We start from the raw sequence: 19,376 nt of genomic DNA, 5'->3' as shown, positions 1-19,376 counted from the left end.
AAAATTACACACGTATCCACTTTATTTCATAGGTTAATTTGGTTAATATTCCAGCGCTTCTGGATAGGGGCGCCATCAATATTATCTTCACTCAGTAACACTGAGCTGCACGGATTGCTTGAAGTATTTAGATACTTTATAAAGAGCAAAAACACCGATGAAAACCATCATTTGTAATTCAGTTCAAAGCTTTTGGGATATGGCAGACAACCAACTTCTAGAGGGTTTGGATGTGCATTGCGTCTTCCCAACCTCAGAAGGCTTAAAAGCATTTATTCTCGCTTACAAAGAAAAATATCAGATACGCAGCATCACGTTTTCAAGCGCATTTAGCTAAAGCAACGACTTTCTGTTTCGCCCCTAATTGGGCGAAACAAACTTAACTAACTAAGCGGTCGACCAGCCCACTGGCCCTTTGTGTCGTGCTTGCTATCCCTTTGATAAGCACTTTACTATCTGAATAGATAGTTAGCCTTTTTTTCGCACGCGTAATTCCCGTATAGATGAGTTCACGTGTGAGAATGGGGCTGAAGTCTGGTGGTAGAATCATCAGCGTATGTTCAAATTCGCTACCCTGAGATTTGTGAATGGTCATGGCGTAGGCCGTTTCATGTGACGGAACTCGACTTGGTAATACCGCCTTTATAGCGCCATCGGGCAACTCAAAATAGACTTTAAGCCTTGCACCTTCTTCTTCAGACTCATACATACAGATCCCGATATCACCATTGTAGAGGCCGTTACCATGGTCATTCTTTGTCACCATAATTGGGCGGCCGTGATACCAAAGCCTGTCTCCTGGGGCTATTAACCGCCTAGCCGTTAACGCTCTTTCGATGCGTTGGTTAAGGCCAACTATGCCAAATTCGCCCTCGCGTATCGCACATAGCAATCGGCAGTGATTAAACGCCGCTAATACCTGCTTGGCACTGTCACTGTTGTCGCCAACAGTTGCGCCCTGCTTGCTAAAATGCCGAGTCTTCTCTAAATACTCTTGATAACCTTCAACCATGTCTTGAAGCATTTGACTGTAGGCCTGCCCGCTTAGAGGCCAGTGAGTAATGTCAGTAAAACCCGCTTGCCAGACTTTCTGAACGGCGTGCTTATCCCCTTTGTTTACCGCTCTGGCAAGTTGACCAATTCCAGAACGCGCATCAAATCGATAGCTTTTTCTCAACATGCAAAGGCTATCGGCAATACTTGGTAACGAAGTGGTATTTCGCTTAATTGCTTCATAACCGGTCATATCTGCGATCATCTTTGCATGAGTATCACTGTAACCGGATGTGTGAAAGGAGCAAATATCACCCAGTACTGCTCCAGCTTCAACCGACGCTAACTGATCCTTATCACCAAGTAAGATAAGCCGAGCGTGATTTGGCAGTGCATCGATTAGCTTAAACATCATCGAGAGATCGACCATTGAGGCTTCATCAACCACCAATATATCCAAATGAAGGGGATCATTGCTATTGTGTCTAAATTCAGCACTATGGGGTAAAGCACCTAGCAAGCGATGAATAGTACTGGCTTGTGTTGGTATCGCATCTTTAAGCTCTTGCGATACACCTAACTGAGAGACCGCTTTACCAATCGATTCGGTAAGTCGCGCCGCCGCTTTCCCCGTCGGTGCCACCAGTTTGATTTCTGGCTGCTCTCCACTTCGACTCGCTTGTTCTATCAAAGCAGCGAGAAGCTTGGTTACTGTCGTCGTCTTACCGGTACCAGGTCCTCCTGAGATAACGGCAAAATTGCGGCTAAGTGCAACGGCAGCAGCAACTTTCTGCCAGTTGATGCACACTCGCTCTGGGACAAGGGTATCTAAAACAGATAAGTCAGCGGCTTGTTTCGCCTGCTGTACGACTTGGCCTATGGCAGGCCAATCCAAATCCTCTGGTATAACAACATCTAAGTGGTCACAGACTAACTGCTGTATTTTTGGAGATGTTAAACTCGCTTCAGCCCTTTGTTTATCAATGTTTGAGTACAAATAGTAATAGGTTCTAGCAAACAGATGATCCAGTAGTTCACGTACTTCTGGGACACCCGTAGTCGAAAAGATCACTGGTGTCCCAAAGCTCTTTAACTTATCTGCAAGTTTGTGCTCGTAAAGCCAGTATCTATGTAGATACAGACGTTTGCCATCAAACATTAATGGCACGGCTTCCCCCTGACTCCCCACTAAAGAGGACTGCTCTAGTTCTAAAACCCAATTCGTCGATAAGAGTTTCGATTCCAAAAGCTTAGCCTGCTCACCATATAAGCCGAGTTTATCAACCAGTTCAGCGGCAAAAGCATTGCCCGAGGAAATGGGCAAGCAAATATGCCCCTTACCCAACTCTGTACTCACAATGGTGGCAAGAAAAGCTAAGGATTCGCTTTGGGAATGCTGATGGATAAATAGCCCAAACTGATAGTCGAGTTGGCGAATCGTCCCCTGTTTACTCAATACTGCTATCCAATCGAGAAGGGTAAGGACTGGTTTCTCAGTGGTCGTCATCATTAAAAATCAAGCTCCATTTGTCCCATATCATCGTTCGCTTGTTCGGATTTCCCTTCTAGCATTTGATCAAATTTCTCGATCAGATCCTGTTCGGGACGCGCACAAAAAATGCCATTGTCACTTTGCCCGTCGATACCGCGTAAAAATAAGTAATATACGCCTCCAAAGTGTTGCTCATAGCTGTAGTCAGGGATCCTACTGCGCAAGAAACGATGGAGAGCCAGCGAGTAAATTTGATATTGAAGATCGTATCGGTGTTCTGACATGGCATTTCGCAATGCTTCACCATGGTAGTAAGACACATCATCCCCAAGATGATTCGATTTCCAATCCAGAACGTAATACTTGCCTTGATGTTCAAATACCAAATCGATAAAACCTTTGAGCATACCTTTGATAGATTGAAAACCCAGCTCCCCAGCTTTAGCTGAAAGAGTGTCGTACCTATGGGTAAGTCGGTTTAGTTCGCTGGCCGATAACACCGATACTGGCAGCAAAAACTCCATTTCTACCAATCTTTGATCCGCTTGCTTTTCTCTCAGCTTGAGCGCTTTTCCATCCAATGGTGCAGTGAGAACCGTTTCGACCATAGATTGAAGTATCGGTAACCACTCTTGTTCCAATTGCTCGTTGACTAAAAGGTTTTCAATAATTTTTTGGTTATCTTTGTCATAAGCGGAAGCGGTAAAATCCACTTCTTCAAACAGGGTGTGTAAAAACGTACCAGCCCTCGCCCCCTTGGGGAAAGTGAAAATAGAACGTTCTGGTTCAATAGTTAGAGAAGTGTCATCGTCTTCGGAAGAATCAATATCAAACCCAGCCACTTCAATCGTCGCATCGTGCTGTTGATGATGGCTACCGTGTTTTACTAGTCCAGAATAACTGCTAATACGCCATTGTCGGTCGACTTCGCGTTCAACATTTTGCGCCAAAAGCTCGACCTTATCTGGCAAGGATTCTGCGTAAGTTTCTTGGCAAGGCTCTGGAGGAAGGCAACTGGAAACCGAATCTAAATTATCCACTTGCTTATTAATGGCCATTTCCAGATCGGCGATGCCACCTTGTTGGCCATTTTGCAGCAAATAACCTATTGCGGATTTATCCACCCCTGTTGGCTCTTTAGTTGAGCGACCAGCTCGAAGAGGCGCTGCGCCAATAAAACAAGCAAAAACGGCGCGAGTCAGGGCGACGTATAGCAGGCGTAAATCTTCCGCTAGGCGTTCGCGATCCGCTTGCTTTAATGCTCCTTCGCTTGCCGTGATGTCTAATAGCGTTTGGTCTTTTTCTGAGTCATAGTACTTAGCTTCACTGGCATCGCATGATTCATAATAAAAGGGAGGAAAACCAAGTCGTATTCCAACCCCTTAGATTTGTGGATAGTAACAATCTGAACCAGGTTTTTATCAGACTCTAAACGCTGTATTTGCTCATCACTTCCACCTACACCATTTTCTGCATCATTTATCGATTGAGCTAACCAGCGAATCAAACCTAAATCACTATCTAGCTCTAAACTCGCTTGCTGTAGCAGCTCGCTGAGGTGCATTAGATCGGTAAGTGAACGCTCTCCGCTATCTGTTGCTAAAAGACGCTCGGCGATATGACGTTTACTCATCACCGAGCGCAACATGGGCAATACGCCACGCTGTATCCAGAGTTTGCGATACTCTGCAAATTCTAATACCACGTTTTCCCAACTCTCTTCAGAGGTGTTGAGATGGTCTAATTCGATTGCATTCAGAGCGAACAGTTCCCCAGCTAAACTAGCTTTAAGTAAACGCTCGTCCTCAAAGTAAAGTACCGCGTGTAAAAGACGCAGCACATCCTGAGCCACATTACTGACAAAGACATTATCTCGGTTGGACAGGTAAACACTCGCAATGCCCTTTTCTGCAAGCGCTTTCTTTATCATCTTACCTTCGGAGCCCGTACGAACGAGAACGGCTATATCACCCGCGGTGACTGCTTTTGCTTTGCTGCCGTTTACCAACATTGCGTTGCCGTTTTGGGACGCGGTAAGAATAGACTGTATTTGACTCACCGTGGCGTCACACATGACCGTCTGATAGTCCCCTTTACTCATTGGCTTCTCTGGAGACTCTGGTGACCAATACGTCAGAGCGGGTTGTTTTTCTCCGTTGAGTTGCCACTGTTTTTCGTCGGCAACAGGGCTTGGAGAAACGGGTAAAAAGGGAATGTCGTCATCATAGATAAAAGGGGAATCTGGCAACTCAAATACCTGATTTACCGCTTTTACCATGTCAGCAGCGGAGCGCCAGTTCGTGCCTAGTGTGTAGTGAGCTGTTACCTGATTTCTCGCTTTAATATAGGTAAAAATATCCGCACCACGGAAGCCGTAAATAGCCTGTTTTGGATCGCCGATCATAAACAAACCACACTCTGGATTGGATAGATAAATTCGACTAAAAATACTGTATTGGAGAGGGTCTGTATCTTGGAATTCATCAATCATGGCAATTGGGTAAAGCTGCCTGATCCTATCTGCCAATATTGCCTCTTCATCAACATCGATCGCCGCTGATAACTGACTGAGCAAATCGTCAAATGACAACCACTGCTTTTGGGCTTTTGCTTTAGCAAGCATAGCGCGACACTCTTTGATTGCGTGAGCCATCAGTGGCGCTTTTAAATTTGGAGGCGTCGCTAAAAAAGTCTCAATTTGAGTAAAGATTTCGTGCTCAGGTACTTGGCCTTTAGGCGTTTTTTCCTCAAGGACACTCTGTCGAAACTTAGCTAGTTGATCTGGGACTCGATAATCAATAGTGGGGGTTTTCGCCCACTGAGTTACTGCCTCATGCCACTGGGGTAAAGACTTCTTGGTGTAGCTGCGCTTACTGACATCCGAGTTCAAAATAGCAGTTGGCACATCTTGTTCTGACTGAAGCCACAGCGTTTTTAACCCGTCTATCTCACTGAGGTTTTCTCGGTGTAAATCCGCTAATGATCCTGTCATTGACTCGGTGGTTATGGTCAATGGCGATCCTGATAGATACCGTCCTATCTGCTTTTCTAAATCAGCCGGAGAGGCCCATAGTTGACGAATTTCCGCGGCCAGTTGCAAAGGAAGACCATAAAAGTTCTTCCGCCAGTAATCGGCCACCACTTGATTTCTCAACTGAGTTTCATCGGTAACAAACTCATTGTTAAATCGGCTACCTGATTCAAATGCGTTTTGCGTTAGCATCCGTTGGCAAAAACCGTGGATGGTGTAAACCGCCGCTTCATCCATCTGCCTTTCCGCATTGAGTAAAAGAGAAGCGGCATAATTGTGATCGCTTACTTCATTGAGAAGAGGTTGAATAACAGGGTCGTTACTTTCTCCTCGTGCAAATGCAATTCTGGCTTGGTGGATACGGCTGCGGATGCGATCTCGCAGCTCTGCCGTCGCCGCTTCGGTAAAAGTAACAACGAGAATTTGATCGACGGTTAAGGGTTGCTGATGACGGGTACTTACATCGCCATGCCCCAGAAGAAGTCGAAGGTAGAGGCCAGCAATAGTAAAAGTTTTACCTGTTCCAGCAGAGGCTTCTATTAAGCGCGCACCATGAAGTGGAAACGTCATGGTATCGAGTGCAACTGCGGTTAACTTGGATGTCATAGTTTTCTGAACCTTCAACTGAAAAGATCCGGCGAATATGTGATCCGCCCTCTAAATAATTAATTCTTACTGTTACTAATAGATCCCTTAAGGTGAATTGAGATCTAACTCGCGGAAGCATTTCACTTCATCCTGATAGACTTCGCCGTACGACATGCATGATACAAACTCATGCTAATCAACCAGATAATGGTCCCTCTGACCTAGTGGCCGTACAGCAAACGCCCTACAAATAATAATGATTTACTGGCGGCCACCCACCCTACCTTGCTTCATTTGCATCTTGAATCAGCAACCTTGGTTGCTGGATAACAAGTGATGCGTACATCCGCACTTGTTGGGCTAACTCTTGCTCCCAATTCGGCCATGTTCTAGCGATGTAACTCTTGCTCCCTTCGCCTTTTATCAAATAGCCATCATTGAACACTTGCGCCATTTTTTTCAGCGACTTTTCTTCGTCATCCACCCAGCCAGCTTTTGAAAACCCAGCCTCTACGCAAGCGAGCGCGGTTTCTGGGAAATAACAAATAGCTTAGTCATTCCCTCGCCAAAAAGTCGAACCAGTTCTATCAGGGTTTCTTTCGCTTGTTGACTCCCTTCCAGCGGAGGATAGATCCAATGCGTCACACCCTCTTTTCGATCATATCCAATAAGGTGAGTTCGCTTTTGAATGCCCATGGCGGACATAGCAAGATGGTCAATCCAAGCGGAAAGATAATCTTGTGAACGAATGCGTCCACTGCGAAAACGTACCAGTCCCGCTTGATAATGCTGCGTTAACCACCCGGTTAACCGTACCCTTCTATTGTGCGAGGCCACTGGTATATCAAGTCTAACTTCTACTTCTTCTAACGGCTTATCGCACACAAATCGAAGCGCCTCTACCAGCTCTTCCACTTGTACTCGATTACTTTCAAACTCCAACTCGCCAAATGCCCCTACAGGCAATTTCCCTTGTGCTCGCTGTTGCGATACAAAATCGTCAATACAAGCTGAGGCGTCGTTCTCCGAATTGGACTCCAGAAGCTGCTCTAGCAAACCATCTCGCATTTGATAACTTTCTAAGCCGTTAAGGGCAAATGGCTCATCATCTTCCATTAATGCATCTGGAGCTTCGAAGTGAACCTTTAGGCGGCGATTAAAAAAGTACTGTACTGGCAGACGCCAAAACCGCTGAAATTCAGCCAGTGGTAATTCAAGAAGTTCGGTGTTTTCCAGCCAAAAGTCCGTTAGTGGTTGATGAAAACCACCAGCCGCGACGCCTTCTCCACGAGCAGCGGGAAGCCACTCACTGGCATAGCTGATACTTTGAGTAAATGCCTTGGGGCTAAACGGCGTCATCGCGTGAAAGAAAGTCATGTTCTCTAACAAGGCATCGCCCGACATATCGACAGGTAGTGCCTGCCCGCCAGCAAGGCAATAGTTTTGATGGCAATATTCCAGTAGCTCTGAAACCAATACCGAAGGCATTCTCTCACTGTTGTCTTGCACTGAGCGTCCAACATAACTGATATAAAGGGTTTGCTGCGCAGATAAAATCGCTTCCAAAAACAGGTATCTGTCATCATCGCGCCGCGAACGATCCCCTGGCTTAGCTCTGCCATTCATTAGATCAAACCCGTCTGAAGGCACAGTGCGAGGGTAAATGCCATCATTCATACCCAACAAGCAAACCACTTTAAAAGGAATGGAACGCATCGGCATCAAGGTACAGAAATTCACCTGTCCGGCGAGAAAACGTTGTGATACCCGAGTTCCGGAGAGTTTGTCATTCAAATATTGACGAAGGATCTCAGGGCTTAGCAAATCAGTATACCCCGCATCGCTAAGCTGCTCATTAAGCTGCCCTAGTGTATCTCGAATCGTTTTTAGCGCTAACTCCCCCTCAAGTTCTACCAAAAAGAAGTCTTCTAGCAGCTCAAATATCAGAGTTCGCCAACTCTCGGCATCTTGTGTTTTAGCTAAACGCTGTCGATAAACACTCACTTTGTCGATGAAGTGGGCGAGCTTTCCTGCTAACTCAGCTCCTAGCCCTTGAACTTCATTGTAGGGCGCTAAAGGCAGTTCTGACGTTGCCAGCAATCCAGCAGAATCTGGCATGGCGTAGCCAAGCAACATTCTTTGGATGCCGAATTGCCAAGTGTTTTGCTTGGTTTTTGGCAAATCAAACTCGGTGGCCGTCTCTTCGTTAAGCCCCCAGCGAATACCCGCATCTTCGACCCAACGCTTTGCTTGTAAAAACTCTTCTTCATCAATACCAAAGCGAGCCAGAATGGCAGGAAACTCTAATAACTCAAGTAGCTCAGACGCCAAACAACGAGAATCCGGTAACCCCATTAGCTGAGAAAAGGCATTGAGCAATGGGCTCTCTTGAGTAGCACTTCTATCAGAAATGGAGAACGGAATAAAACGCTTACCCGGTGCGTTTCCAAATACCGCTTGAATCGCCGGGCTATACGCGTTGATATCAGACACCATCACTATGATGTCCCTTGCTTCTAGTTGCGGATTTTTTTCGAACATAGCCAAAAGTTGGTCGTGTAAAACTTCAACTTCCCTCATCGGGCTATGGCAAAGATGTAAGGTTAGAGAACGATCATCGATATCAATTTCTGGCTTGTGCAGACTGGTATCCACCACCTCATCATTTTGGTGCATATCGAGATTTAAGATATCAGCTTGAATTTGCTGAAGAAGCGTGTCCCGTTCAGCATCGACAAACGCTTCGATCTCGTGAGACTCCAACTGTGACAGCAAATACATGTTGTCTCGACCAAGTTTTCCCATCGAAGCGAGTAAGCTATTTCCGACGGCATCGGTATGAAGTTCATCTAGCGAGTTCTGCTCGACACTCCCTTTTAACTGCTCACTTTCCCCGTTTATTTCTGAGTGATTGTCTTGCCATACCAAATGCTGTCGGTGTTTAGACGCCAATCTCGCCAAATACTTTTGATCGCGAACCTCTCCCCAATAAAAACGGCATGGGTTGGTAAACATTAAATGTACGTCTATGTGTTCACCAAGAGCCTTCAACGCATCCAGATAACGGGGAGGCAACGAAGTAATACCAAATACAAACAAACGTTTAGGAAGGTTTTCCGGTGTTCCGCTAAAGCTATTTAACACCTCAATAAAGTCTTGATATAAGTTGGCTCGGTGATAGGGTGATTGATCACTGGTCACCGTGTGGTCGTAGAGCGCCTGCCACAAAAGAGGTTGCCACGGCTGTTCCTCTTGCAATTCAGAGACTATCTGATCACTTTCCCACGCTGATATCCATTCAGGTCGGTAAACCAGATAACCATCAAAAATATCCGCGATTTTTTCGGCTAATTGATAACACTTTGCCCCCTTGTCATCGCCTTCAAGGTACTGTTTTAATGGCGAGAACTCTTGTCGATCTAGCATAGTGGGAAGTATGGTCATTAACTTCCACGTCATAGCCTCTTTGTTAAAGGCACTTCGCTTAGGGACATCGGGAAGGACTCTGGTAAACATCTCCCAGATAAAAGTTGCGGGCAGCGGAAAGTCAATGTTCGCCGCAACACCCAACTCTTTCGCTAACTCTAGTTTTAGCCACTGAGACATACCCGGGCTCTGGACAAGGATCTGCTCTTTTTCAAATGGGTTGTCCAATGGGTTCAAGCGAATCAATTCGACCAGCAGCGACTTGAGAATATCAACCTGATTGGAGTGATAAACAGTAAACACAACGGCTCTCGTATGCAGACTAAAACAAACTCTAGGTTAGCATAAGTGCATTAAATTAAGCAGATTTCTCTCTAGGATAAGGGATTGATCGCTTTATAAAGCGACATCGTTTCTCTTGCATTTTGTTTAGACTTAAATAACCATCTAAACCAATCGTTAAGAAATTCTAAACAGTCTTGATATGAATATTTCGTTTAAGCAACTGAACGTCTTTGTCACTGTTACTCGTCACCAAACACTGACCTCTGCCGCCGACGCTCTATTTCTTTCCAAAGCCGCCGTCAGTATGGCTTTATCTGAGTTAGAAAAACAGCTTGGCCACGCCCTGTTTGATCGTGTAAACAACCGTCTGATACTCAACCAAGAAGGCCAAAAGCTTCTGCCTTTGGCAGACGAACTGCTCAGCCGTAGTCAAGACATTGAATCACTGTTTTCCGACCAAAAACTATCTGGAAAATTGAGTATTGGGGCAAGTGACACCATTGGCAATCAAGTCGCACCTTATCTCCTCAGTCAATTTCGACACCAGACGGGGCATAAATCTCAAAGCCTCTTTATTTCCAATTCAGCGCAAATCTGCCAAAAATTAGTCGACTACGAGTTAGACATCGCCTTGATAGAGGGAAAAACTCAGCATCCAGAGCTGTTGTCCACACCATTTAGCCAAGATGAAATGTGTGTTATTGCCGCTAATGATAGCCACGCTCCTCAATCTCTGGCCGATTTAGAAAACAGTCAATGGATTCTGCGTGAGGCGGGATCTGGATCGAGAGAGTTTTTCTTACGTGTCGTTGCACCGAGAATCGAGCAATGGCACGAAGCATTCCAGCTAAACACAACGGAAGCACTGATCAACAGTGTCGCCGCTAGGCTTGGATTGGGGTGTTTATCTCATCTCTCAGCACAACCAGCGATTGAGAGTGGCAAAGTTGCTTTGGTCGACCTTCCACTTGATATGAAGCGACGCCTATGGCTGCTGGTGCACAAAGAAAAGTATCAAAGCCCTCTGCTCAAGTCGTTTATCGCCTTTTGTCAAAACTGGGAGCACTCCAATAGCCCGCACCTTTGAAGAGAGTTTGACCGTTTAGATCCCATAAATTTGCTTTGCCCTAGACTTAACTGAGCAAAAGCTGTATAAAAAGACAGTATAAATATCTTGAAATTTGATTTGAGGAACTACCATGGCTGTAATCGTCAAGTACGTGGTCGAGCGCAACGGAGAAGAGAAAATGACTTTTACCTCTAAAGCGGAAGCTGATGCCTACGACAAAATGCTAGATATGTCAGATGAGCTGTTCGAGCTTTTAGGAAAAAGTGGGCTTATCGAAGATGAAGGTAAGCAAGAAGATCTGGCTATGTTCCTAGCCCAGAACAAAGAAGATGTGCTTTATGCGTTAGGCGCTAAACGCAAACCAGCGCCGAAAAAACCGAAACCTGTCGTTGTTGACAAAGAGCAAGAAGACGCAGCGTAACACATTCAAAAACCTCTCACTCGAGAGGTTTTTTCTTTTCCAGCTCTGTGCCTATTTGCGGAAATTACTTACCTGACTTTTACCCTAATTCTCATGGCCACTTTTTCGTATCATTTAATCAGTGTCAATTAAGAGTAATGTGTTATGAGTGTAACGGTAGAAGTTTGTATCGATAACCTAGAATCTCTCCACGCTGCCATAAACGGAGGCGCCAATCGGATTGAGCTTTGCTCTTCTCTAGAATTGGGAGGACTCACCCCAAGTTACGGCTTATGAAAAAAGCCGCTCAACTCTCCCCGATCCCCGTCTATGCGATGATACGTCCAAGACAAGGCGATTTTTGCTACAACAGTGATGATATCGATTCAATGCTGTTAGATATTGAAGCGGCAGCAAGTGTCGGCTTACAAGGCGTAGTGTTCGGTCTGTTGACCCCAGATGGCAGGGTCGATGTCGAAAACGCGGCTCCACTTGTGCAGCAAGCCAAAAAATACGGTTTAGGTGTTACCTTTCATCGCGCCATTGATATGGCAGTGGATCCATTAATCGCATTAGAGGCCATTATCAAGTTGGGTTGTGAAAGGGTATTAAGCTCGGGGCTTGCACCAAAAGCAATAGAGGGGCAAGAGACGCTTAAAGAGATGATAGAACAAGCTAACCAGCGTATTTCGATTATGGCTGGCGCTGGAGTGAATGCCAAAAACGTGTTGACCATCGTCAACAATACTGGTACTCGCGAGGTTCATCTTTCTGGAAAAACCACTCGACCTAGCGCAATGGAAGTGTCTGACCAAAGCGTTAAAATGGGTTCGAGCGATATCGACGAGTTTCAGATCCCGATAACATCATCAGAATCAATCCGGCAAGTCGTCGACCAGCTCAAATCTTTCAAGTAACCGCATTGCGCTCTTCAGTTTGTAGTAACATACTGATAACAAAGGAGGGCGCATCTATGAGTAAACCCAAACTAGATAAAAAAGTCTATCTAAAGGAATTAGAAAGGCTTCAAGTTGAACTTGTCAAACTTCAAGAGTGGGTCAAGCGAGCAGGGTTAAAGGTTGTGGTGATTTTCGAAGGTAGAGATGCTGCTGGTAAAGGCGGTGTTATCAAACGAATCACTGAAAAGCTCAACCCTAGAGTTTGCCGCATAGCCGCCCTTCCCGCCCCGACCGAAAAAGAAAAGACCCAATGGTATTTCCAACGCTACGTTGCTCACTTGCCAAGTGCAGGAGAGATAGTCTTGTTTGACCGCAGTTGGTATAACCGCGCAGGAGTTGAGAAGGTGATGGGATTTTGCAGCGAAAGCGAGTATGAAGAGTTCCTTCGCTCTTGCCCCGAATTTGAACGCATGCTGCAACGCTCTGGCATCGTTCTTTTAAAATACTGGTTTTCCGTTTCCGATGAAGAGCAAGAAAAGCGGTTTAAAGAGCGAATTGCCACGCCAATAAAACGCTGGAAGTTCAGTCCAATGGATCTGCAATCACGCCAAAGATGGGCCGAGTATTCCGCGGCAAAAGATGCCATGTTTTCTTATACAGACACCAAACAATCCCCTTGGTGGGTGGTTCAATCTGACGACAAAAAACGCGCCCGTCTAAACTGTATTAGTCACCTGCTCTCACAAATTGAATATCACGAAATTGAATATACAGACATCGACCTTCCTCCTATAAACAAAGAAGGGTATATTCGAGCTCCACATGAGCACCAAACCTTTGTTCCTGATAAGTATTAGTAAACGAGCCGATAGGATGACAAAATGGCTAAGGACCTCTATTTCTCTCTTGATCTCAACTTGTTAAGGACGTTTATCGTTCTTATTCAAGAGGGCAATATGCGCAAAGCGTCAAAGAGGCTCTTTGTCTCCCAACCAGCCATTAGCCAATCTTTGCAAAAGCTAAGACATCATTTTGACGATGAGCTATTTGTAAAAGTACGACACGGTCTGGAACCGACTCCCTTTGCCGAAGAACTGGCGAATAAGATCACCCCCTATCTAGATGGTTTAGCCGTTGCTCTCAATCGATCTGAGCATTTTTCACCAGCTGATATCGACTACAAGGTAAAAATTGCCGTAGCACCAATCGTGTTATCTTGTCTTTCAGGTTCACTGTTTCACCAACTCAAACAAAGCGCGCCCAATTGCATCTTGGAGCTCGTCGGTTGGAACCACAACACGCTGAGTGATATCGCTAAGGGAGAGGTGCTTTTTGGCGTCAACTACGAAAGTGAACTCACCCAAAACCTCTACTCCAAAAAGCTCATTGACCTTACTGGTGCGGTCATAGTGCGCGATGGACATCCGATAAATCAGGTCAGTGTCACCGCACAAGACATGGCTGGCTATGAAATCGCTTCGTTGATCACTCCGGGGTGGAATGATCACCAAGTATTGGCGGCCCAACTAATGAGCGAGCAGGGAATAGAAGCCAAAATCGGTTTTAGAACCGAATTTACCATGGCGGCAGTCGATGTTATTTCCCATACGGATATGTTTATTCCCCACTCCAACCTGTTCCCCATTGGTAAACATCCAGAGTTAAGGGCAATGAAAGCCGTTTATAAAGGCAGTGAAATCCAGTTGCCTGTCATGGCTTTTTACCACACTAAGTATCGAAACAATCCCTTGGTAAACTGGCTGTATAAAGAAGTTCAACGCGTTCTCCAACAGCAACTTAACAATAATTAATGCTTATCAAACGTATCTTATTTTCTAATTAGATAAAGCAATACTTATCGAACAAAATGTATCCATAACTTCAAGCGAGGTACGGATTGCCTCTGTTAAGTATTGGTAGTGCGATGGATAAAGCTCCATATTCCTCTTCCAAAATACTCAATTACGCCTAGGGACAATGGGCTGCTTGTTATTCACTTTGTCCAATAGGTATCAATTATGAATAAAACTCTTTTAGCGCTTGTTGTTACTGGTTCCATCGCCCTAGCTGGTTGCTCTTCCTCCGATGGTGCCCACTCCAATACAGAATCTTCACCTGACCGTTTACCTCCTATTTGGAGTGGGCCTAATGAAGCAGATATCGAAGAGGCACCGAGTCGCTTACCCCCTGTTTGGGGCGGACCTAGTATCCCTGAAACGGAAGAAACTCCAGATCGCCTTCCTCCCACATGGACTGGACCAGAGCAGCCACCTATGTGGAATGACCCTGAGTACTCTTACTTAGTCAGTGGAAACACAATTACTGATGCGGAAGGCAATGAGTACACCATTTCAAATATATCTTGGAAGAGCCATGAATTTTCCGTCTTAGATGCAGACGGAAACTCCTTTGATATTAGAATGATACGAGAAGGAGAGCATGCAGGTAGCTACTATGTTTTCGACGGCCGAGACGGCATCTACATTGGTGGTGACGTAATTAAAGGGGGAATTTCCCCAATGATGGAGACTCCTTCTCATCAAGTCGATCGCCAAACAGTACGAGACGCTATCCGCAACCGCCTTAATCGATAACCACCATTTCTACTCCCGACGCTCTGTCGGGAGTTTTTTTGGAAATTCACAATGAAAATAATGCCATTTATCGCCGTGGTGTTTTCTGCCCCCCTGTATGCCGCGATTAATATTTCGATAGAAAAGGATCTCATCGAACTAGGCTTAACAGCCTCTGTAACGGACAACACTTATATCTCTATTGGAGCCGACACTGATGATTGGATTGGTCTTGGCGCTGGCTATCAAACTTTTTTATCTCCTGATTTAAGACTCAGTGCCTATTACGAATACGGACTGTACGACGACTGGTTAATGAAAGATATTGCTGGTATTGACGGAGTTAAAACACAAAGTCATCAAATAGACCTATCTGCTACCCAATATTTTGATGGGTTTTCCGTTAAGGGAGGAGTGACGGCTGAACGTATTCGCAATGGATTTACTTGGTTAACCGTCGATGACGCCAACAATTACTCCGCCTATATTGGCACTGCTCACTATTTTAATCACCTGTATATTTCGGGTCGCTATGAGCACCACTTCGCCGTCGACAAGTCAGATATGACCGACTTCAATCAAGGACACGCAAACGAGTGGGAGCTTACCCTTGGCACCATGAAGCCATTATGGCGATTTTATCCCTATGCCAAGATGACAGTGCTCGACCCAAACGGCACCTATTACGGACTTTCTAACTCAGAAGTTTCTTGGAAAATTGGCGGGAGCTTTTCTTTTAAGTGATAAGAATTACTTATCTATAAAATAAAAAGCAACGCTTATACACAACAAAAGTTAATCAATAAAATATTGCTATTCGCTAGTTTCCCCTAGCGATGAACAGGGCTAAGGAAGGCTTTTATTAACGCTTTCTATAGGTTTAAATCAATGAAAAAGCTCATCACTCCGTTACTGCTGTTATCCAGTTTTTCCAGTTTTGCAAACACGGTATACGTATCACCCGATCTAAGAGTAGGGCCATATTTTGGTTCTGGTATCTCCGGTGGTGGATTGCACCTAGGTTTAACAAATACGCTGGGCTTAGACGCTGTTTATCTAAGCTATAGTCACATCTCTGCCGAGTATATTACAGATAGAGACAGGCTAAAGACCTATCGTTTGGGTACGCAATACAACTTTGAATCGGCCCCTGATATTGGCGTTCAGTTTGAGATGGGTGTCGTCGATTACCAAGGGACAAGAACGATTCTTTCCAATACGAGAGAAAGAGACGGGACTGGTATAAGTGGAGCTTTTGCGTGGACACTCAACGTCAGTGACCAGTTAGGTTTCCGCGCAGGTATGGATCTCAATTACATAGATAGGCACAAAACCTTTTTATCTTCGCACCTATCTACCTCTTTGAACCTAGGCGTTACTCTGCGTTTTTAACGCAGAGCATCATCAATGCTTTGCTCGCCGAGGTGACGAACGTCTTTGCCTTTTACAAAGTAGATGATGTACTCACAAATGTTCTGACAGCGGTCGCCCACTCGCTCTATCGCCCTTGCTGACCACATGACCTGAAGAATATGAGGAATGTTCTTTGGGTCTTCCATCATATAAGTCATCAACTGGCGAATCACCGCCTCGTATTCAGCATCCAACTTGTCGTCCAGTTTGTACACTTCGGCGGCGGCGTCCACATCCATTCTGGCAAATGCATCGAGTACTTGATGAAGCATAGCGATGGCATTGCGGCAAAGCGGCTCTAAAGAGACGTGAAACTGCCGCTCTTTTGAGGAAGGACTTTCAATCGCCACATAAGCCATCTTGGTTGCCACATCCCCAATTCGCTCTAGGTCAGTAATGGTTTTAATAATCGCCATGATCAGGCGAAGATCTTTGGCGGTAGGTTGTCTTTTGGCAATGATACGCGTACAGGCTTCATCTATCGACACTTCCATCGCGTTCACTTTGTGGTCATCTCGAACCACTTTACGCGCGAGTTCAATGTCCTCTTTGTGCAGTGCTTGCATTGCGAAAGAGAGTTGCTGCTCAACCAAGCCCCCCATAGTCAATACATGGGTTCGGATCGATTCAAGCTCGACATTAAACTGCCCTGAAATGTGTCGTCCAAAATTCATTTATACGCCTACTCCTATCAGAAATTCGTTGATTGCTTTAACAGTATTACCCATAACGACCTGTAATGTAGTCTTCGGTCTGCTTTTTTACTGGCGATGTAAAAATAGTATCCGTATCGGCATACTCCACCAGCTTACCCATATGGATAAAGGCGGTATGATCACTCACGCGAGCAGCTTGTTGCATGTTATGAGTAACGATAACTACCGTGTACTGAGTTTTTAGTTCGTTTATCAGCTCTTCGATAGTTAGGGTAGAAATTGGGTCTAGAGCAGAGGTCGGCTCATCTAAAAGCAGTACTTCTGGCTCAATGGCAATCGCCCGAGCAATTACCAGTCTCTGTTGCTGGCCACCAGATAGCCCAAATGCGTTTTCGTGCAAACGGTCTTTCACTTCTTCCCACAATGCTGCCGCTTTAAGGGACCGCTCTACAGCGTCATCTAAAGTTCGGCTATTTTTAATCCCTTGTAGTCGCAGTCCATAAACCACGTTTTCATAAATCGATTTGGGGAATGGATTAGGACGTTGGAACACCATACCCACTCGACGGCGCAACGTCGCAACATCCACTTGTGGGTGATAGATGTTTTTGCTGTGAAGTTTAACCTTACCTTCAACTCGACAACCTTCAACAAGGTCATTCATTCGGTTAATACATCTCAGAAGTGTTGATTTACCACAACCTGAAGGCCCGATAAAAGCGGTCACTTGCCTTTGGGAATACGCATCGAAATATCATCCAGCGCTTGGCTGCTTTGATAATACAGGTTTAACCCCTCAATAGAGATGGCCGTCTGTTCATCGGACAGATTATTAACATCTAATGGCGGCAGGTAGCCCAATGTTTGATCGACAGAAAACATACTTAATCTTGTCCCATTGTCCGATATTTTTCTCTTAAATTATTGCGAATACTAATTGCTGTTAGGTTCAAACCAATAATCACTGTCACTAGTAAAAAAGAGGTGGCGTAAACCAGTGGTCGCGCACTTTCAATGTTGCTGGTCTGGAATCCGATGTCATAGATATGAAACCCCAAATGCATAAACTTTCTTTCCAGATGTATAAAAGGGAAAGTGCTATCAACAGGTAGACTCGACGCTAATTTAACCGCACCCACAAGCATTAAAGGCGCCACTTCTCCCGCGGCTCTAGCCACCGCTAATATTAGACCAGTAATAATCGCTGGGCTCGCCATCGGCAATACTATTCGCCACAAGGTCTCAAACTGAGTTGCTCCAAGGGCTAAAGAACCGTGACGTACAGAGCCAGGGATTCGGCTCAAGCCCTCCTCAGTTGCGACAATCACCACGGGAAGCGTCAGTACGGCTAAGGTGAGTGAAGACCACAATAACCCCGGTGTACCAAACGTCGGCGCTGGTAGACTTTCCGAGTAAAACAGTTTGTCTATAGAGCCACCAAGGGTATAAACAAAAAAGCCCAAACCAAACACACCATATACCACCGATGGCACACCAGCAAGGTTGATGACGGCCACTCGAATTAATCGAGTAAATGCATTGTTTTCCGCATACTCATGAAGATAGACCGCAGCAACCACGCCTAAAGGCATCACAATGATCGACATTATGATAACTAGTAACACCGTACCAAACATGGCTGGAAACACACCGCCTTCAGAGTTAGATTCTCTTGGGTCATCCGAGAGAAACTTCCAAACTTGCTTGCCCCAATGAGCAATTTTTTCCCCTAACGTCAGCTGATTTGGGTACCACAAGTCCAGTATTTCCGACAGAGGGATCTCCACTTTCTCCCCAGTCATCGCTTGTACCAACAGGCTTTGTTGTTCGAGTTGTGATCTTAACCCATCCAGCTCTTTTTCAGCGTGCACGAGCGCTTGGCGAAACCCATCCATTTGGTTCTGGTAGTAAATGGAATACGCATCGTCTAAATTGTTGTTAAGCTCCCGCTTTCTTTTTTCTAATCTTAACTGATCGGCCTTAGCGCTAACCGCTCTGATCTCTTTGTCGATGAGGCGTTCAATCTGCCTATTAACCGCACTTGCTCGCTTTAGCCCCGCTTCAAGAGCTCTGTGAATATCCGATTGCCACGTGCCGTTTTCATCTTTGTAGGCCAACGGCTTACCATAAAAATCACCGCTTCGAGCTCGCTCGATAACCGCCCATTCTACTGGACGAGTTCTCTTCGCCAGATCTAAGTCGAGAATCGAGACAAAATCAGCATCGTATAGATCTCGATTTGCAACTTTGATATTCAACCGACTGACACTATCTAGTGCGTCTTGCTCTTTAGGAAGAGTCACCCCTAACTCGACAAGTTGCGCTCTGGAAACACTCTCACTGCCGTAGAGTTGCCCGATCAGCTTGTCACCATCAATGGTTTGCCACTGGTACAAAGGTGCTGGCCAAAAATAAGACAACCCTTTCCAGCCAATTAGCAACAGAAGAACCAAAACCGATAGCAAACTAATGCTCACCGCTCCGCCTGTTAACCAAATCCATGGCGCACCCGATTTAAACCACTTAAACACGCGCCACTCCGTTATTGATC

The 19,376-nt window shown here is 45.4% G+C and carries 11 protein-coding genes and 4 pseudogenes; 9 read left to right on the top strand and 6 right to left on the bottom strand.

The window, feature by feature from the left end; translation table 11 throughout:
- Nucleotides 1-157: 157 nt before the first annotated feature.
- Nucleotides 158-337 carry a hypothetical protein gene (locus tag BLO31_RS01375; RefSeq protein ID WP_070962534.1) on the top strand — a complete coding sequence of 60 codons (180 nt, stop codon included), beginning with the start codon at nt 158-160 and terminating at the stop codon, nt 335-337.
- A 42-nt stretch (nt 338-379) separates the two neighbouring features.
- On the opposite strand, the gene recD is transcribed toward BLO31_RS01375, so the two are convergent.
- The 3 genes and pseudogenes from recD to recC form a co-directional block, all read right to left on the bottom strand.
- On the bottom strand, nt 380-2,503 hold the full coding sequence (gene recD / locus BLO31_RS01370; RefSeq protein WP_070962533.1) for an exodeoxyribonuclease V subunit alpha: 2,124 nt from the start codon (nt 2,501-2,503) through the stop codon (nt 380-382).
- Nucleotides 2,503-6,122, bottom strand: a pseudogene (gene recB, locus BLO31_RS01365) (exodeoxyribonuclease V subunit beta). Before recB ends, recD begins: the two are co-directional and overlap by 1 nt.
- Before the next feature lie 262 nt (nt 6,123-6,384).
- Nucleotides 6,385-9,833: pseudogene (recC, locus tag BLO31_RS01360) on the bottom strand (exodeoxyribonuclease V subunit gamma).
- Between the two features lie 181 nt (nt 9,834-10,014).
- Between recC and BLO31_RS01355 the strand changes: the two are divergent.
- The 8 genes and pseudogenes from BLO31_RS01355 to BLO31_RS01320 all read left to right on the top strand — a co-directional run bounded on the left by BLO31_RS01355 (nt 10,015) and on the right by BLO31_RS01320 (nt 16,148).
- Nucleotides 10,015-10,902 carry a LysR substrate-binding domain-containing protein gene (locus BLO31_RS01355; protein WP_070962532.1) on the top strand — a complete coding sequence of 296 codons (888 nt, stop codon included), beginning with the start codon at nt 10,015-10,017 and terminating at the stop codon, nt 10,900-10,902.
- Nucleotides 10,903-11,014: 112 nt separating this feature from the next.
- Nucleotides 11,015-11,305 (top strand): YebG family protein, encoded by a 291-nt coding sequence (locus BLO31_RS01350; RefSeq protein ID WP_070962531.1) that lies wholly within the window; start codon nt 11,015-11,017, stop codon nt 11,303-11,305.
- A 144-nt stretch (nt 11,306-11,449) separates the two neighbouring features.
- Nucleotides 11,450-12,201: pseudogene (locus BLO31_RS01345) on the top strand (copper homeostasis protein CutC).
- Nucleotides 12,202-12,257: 56 nt separating this feature from the next.
- Nucleotides 12,258-13,040, top strand: a complete 783-nt coding sequence (gene ppk2, locus BLO31_RS01340) for a polyphosphate kinase 2 (RefSeq protein WP_070962530.1) — start codon at nt 12,258-12,260, stop codon at nt 13,038-13,040.
- 24 nt (nt 13,041-13,064) lie between these two features.
- Entirely contained in the window at nt 13,065-13,994 is a 930-nt protein-coding gene (locus BLO31_RS01335) for a LysR family transcriptional regulator (protein ID WP_070962529.1), read from the top strand.
- Nucleotides 13,995-14,201: 207 nt separating this feature from the next.
- On the top strand, nt 14,202-14,777 hold the full coding sequence (locus BLO31_RS01330) for a hypothetical protein (RefSeq protein WP_070962528.1): 576 nt from the start codon (nt 14,202-14,204) through the stop codon (nt 14,775-14,777).
- A gap of 51 nt (nt 14,778-14,828) precedes the next feature.
- The gene (locus BLO31_RS01325; RefSeq protein WP_217495092.1) at nt 14,829-15,500 is read left to right on the top strand and encodes a hypothetical protein; all 672 of its coding nucleotides are present in this window, start codon (nt 14,829-14,831) and stop codon (nt 15,498-15,500) included.
- 144 nt (nt 15,501-15,644) lie between these two features.
- A complete protein-coding gene (locus BLO31_RS01320) occupies nt 15,645-16,148 on the top strand; it encodes a hypothetical protein (RefSeq protein WP_070962527.1) in 504 nt (167 codons plus the stop codon).
- On the opposite strand, the gene phoU is transcribed toward BLO31_RS01320, so the two are convergent.
- The 3 genes and pseudogenes from phoU to pstA all read right to left on the bottom strand — a co-directional run bounded on the left by phoU (nt 16,145) and on the right by pstA (nt 19,356).
- Nucleotides 16,145-16,843: a phosphate signaling complex protein PhoU gene (gene phoU, locus BLO31_RS01315; RefSeq protein ID WP_070962526.1), complete on the bottom strand. Its 699-nt coding sequence runs from the start codon at nt 16,841-16,843 to the stop codon at nt 16,145-16,147. The genes BLO31_RS01320 and phoU overlap by 4 nt on opposite strands.
- Before the next feature lie 46 nt (nt 16,844-16,889).
- Nucleotides 16,890-17,707: pseudogene (gene pstB / locus BLO31_RS01310) on the bottom strand (phosphate ABC transporter ATP-binding protein PstB).
- 2 nt (nt 17,708-17,709) lie between these two features.
- Nucleotides 17,710-19,356 (bottom strand): phosphate ABC transporter permease PstA, encoded by a 1,647-nt coding sequence (pstA, locus tag BLO31_RS01305; protein WP_070962525.1) that lies wholly within the window; start codon nt 19,354-19,356, stop codon nt 17,710-17,712.
- Nucleotides 19,357-19,376 lie beyond the last annotated feature (20 nt).

Source organism: Vibrio sonorensis (assembly GCF_001854765.1).
Classification (GTDB): domain Bacteria; phylum Pseudomonadota; class Gammaproteobacteria; order Enterobacterales; family Vibrionaceae; genus Vibrio; species Vibrio sonorensis.
The sequence above is the reverse complement of the archived record's forward strand: the minus strand, read 5'-3'. Positions and strand labels throughout refer to the sequence as shown.

What these genes read in the sequence shown, in the direction of transcription:
- BLO31_RS01375 (WP_070962534.1), top strand. Translation starts at nt 158, where the DNA reads ATGAAAACCATCATTTGTAATTCAGTTCAAAGCTTTTGGGATATGGCA.
- recD (WP_070962533.1), bottom strand. Translation starts at nt 2,503, where the DNA reads ATGATGACGACCACTGAGAAACCAGTCCTTACCCTTCTCGATTGGATA.
- BLO31_RS01355 (WP_070962532.1), top strand. Translation starts at nt 10,015, where the DNA reads ATGAATATTTCGTTTAAGCAACTGAACGTCTTTGTCACTGTTACTCGT.
- BLO31_RS01350 (WP_070962531.1), top strand. Translation starts at nt 11,015, where the DNA reads ATGGCTGTAATCGTCAAGTACGTGGTCGAGCGCAACGGAGAAGAGAAA.
- ppk2 (WP_070962530.1), top strand. Translation starts at nt 12,258, where the DNA reads ATGAGTAAACCCAAACTAGATAAAAAAGTCTATCTAAAGGAATTAGAA.
- BLO31_RS01335 (WP_070962529.1), top strand. Translation starts at nt 13,065, where the DNA reads ATGGCTAAGGACCTCTATTTCTCTCTTGATCTCAACTTGTTAAGGACG.
- BLO31_RS01330 (WP_070962528.1), top strand. Translation starts at nt 14,202, where the DNA reads ATGAATAAAACTCTTTTAGCGCTTGTTGTTACTGGTTCCATCGCCCTA.
- BLO31_RS01325 (WP_217495092.1), top strand. Translation starts at nt 14,829, where the DNA reads ATGAAAATAATGCCATTTATCGCCGTGGTGTTTTCTGCCCCCCTGTAT.
- BLO31_RS01320 (WP_070962527.1), top strand. Translation starts at nt 15,645, where the DNA reads ATGAAAAAGCTCATCACTCCGTTACTGCTGTTATCCAGTTTTTCCAGT.
- phoU (WP_070962526.1), bottom strand. Translation starts at nt 16,843, where the DNA reads ATGAATTTTGGACGACACATTTCAGGGCAGTTTAATGTCGAGCTTGAA.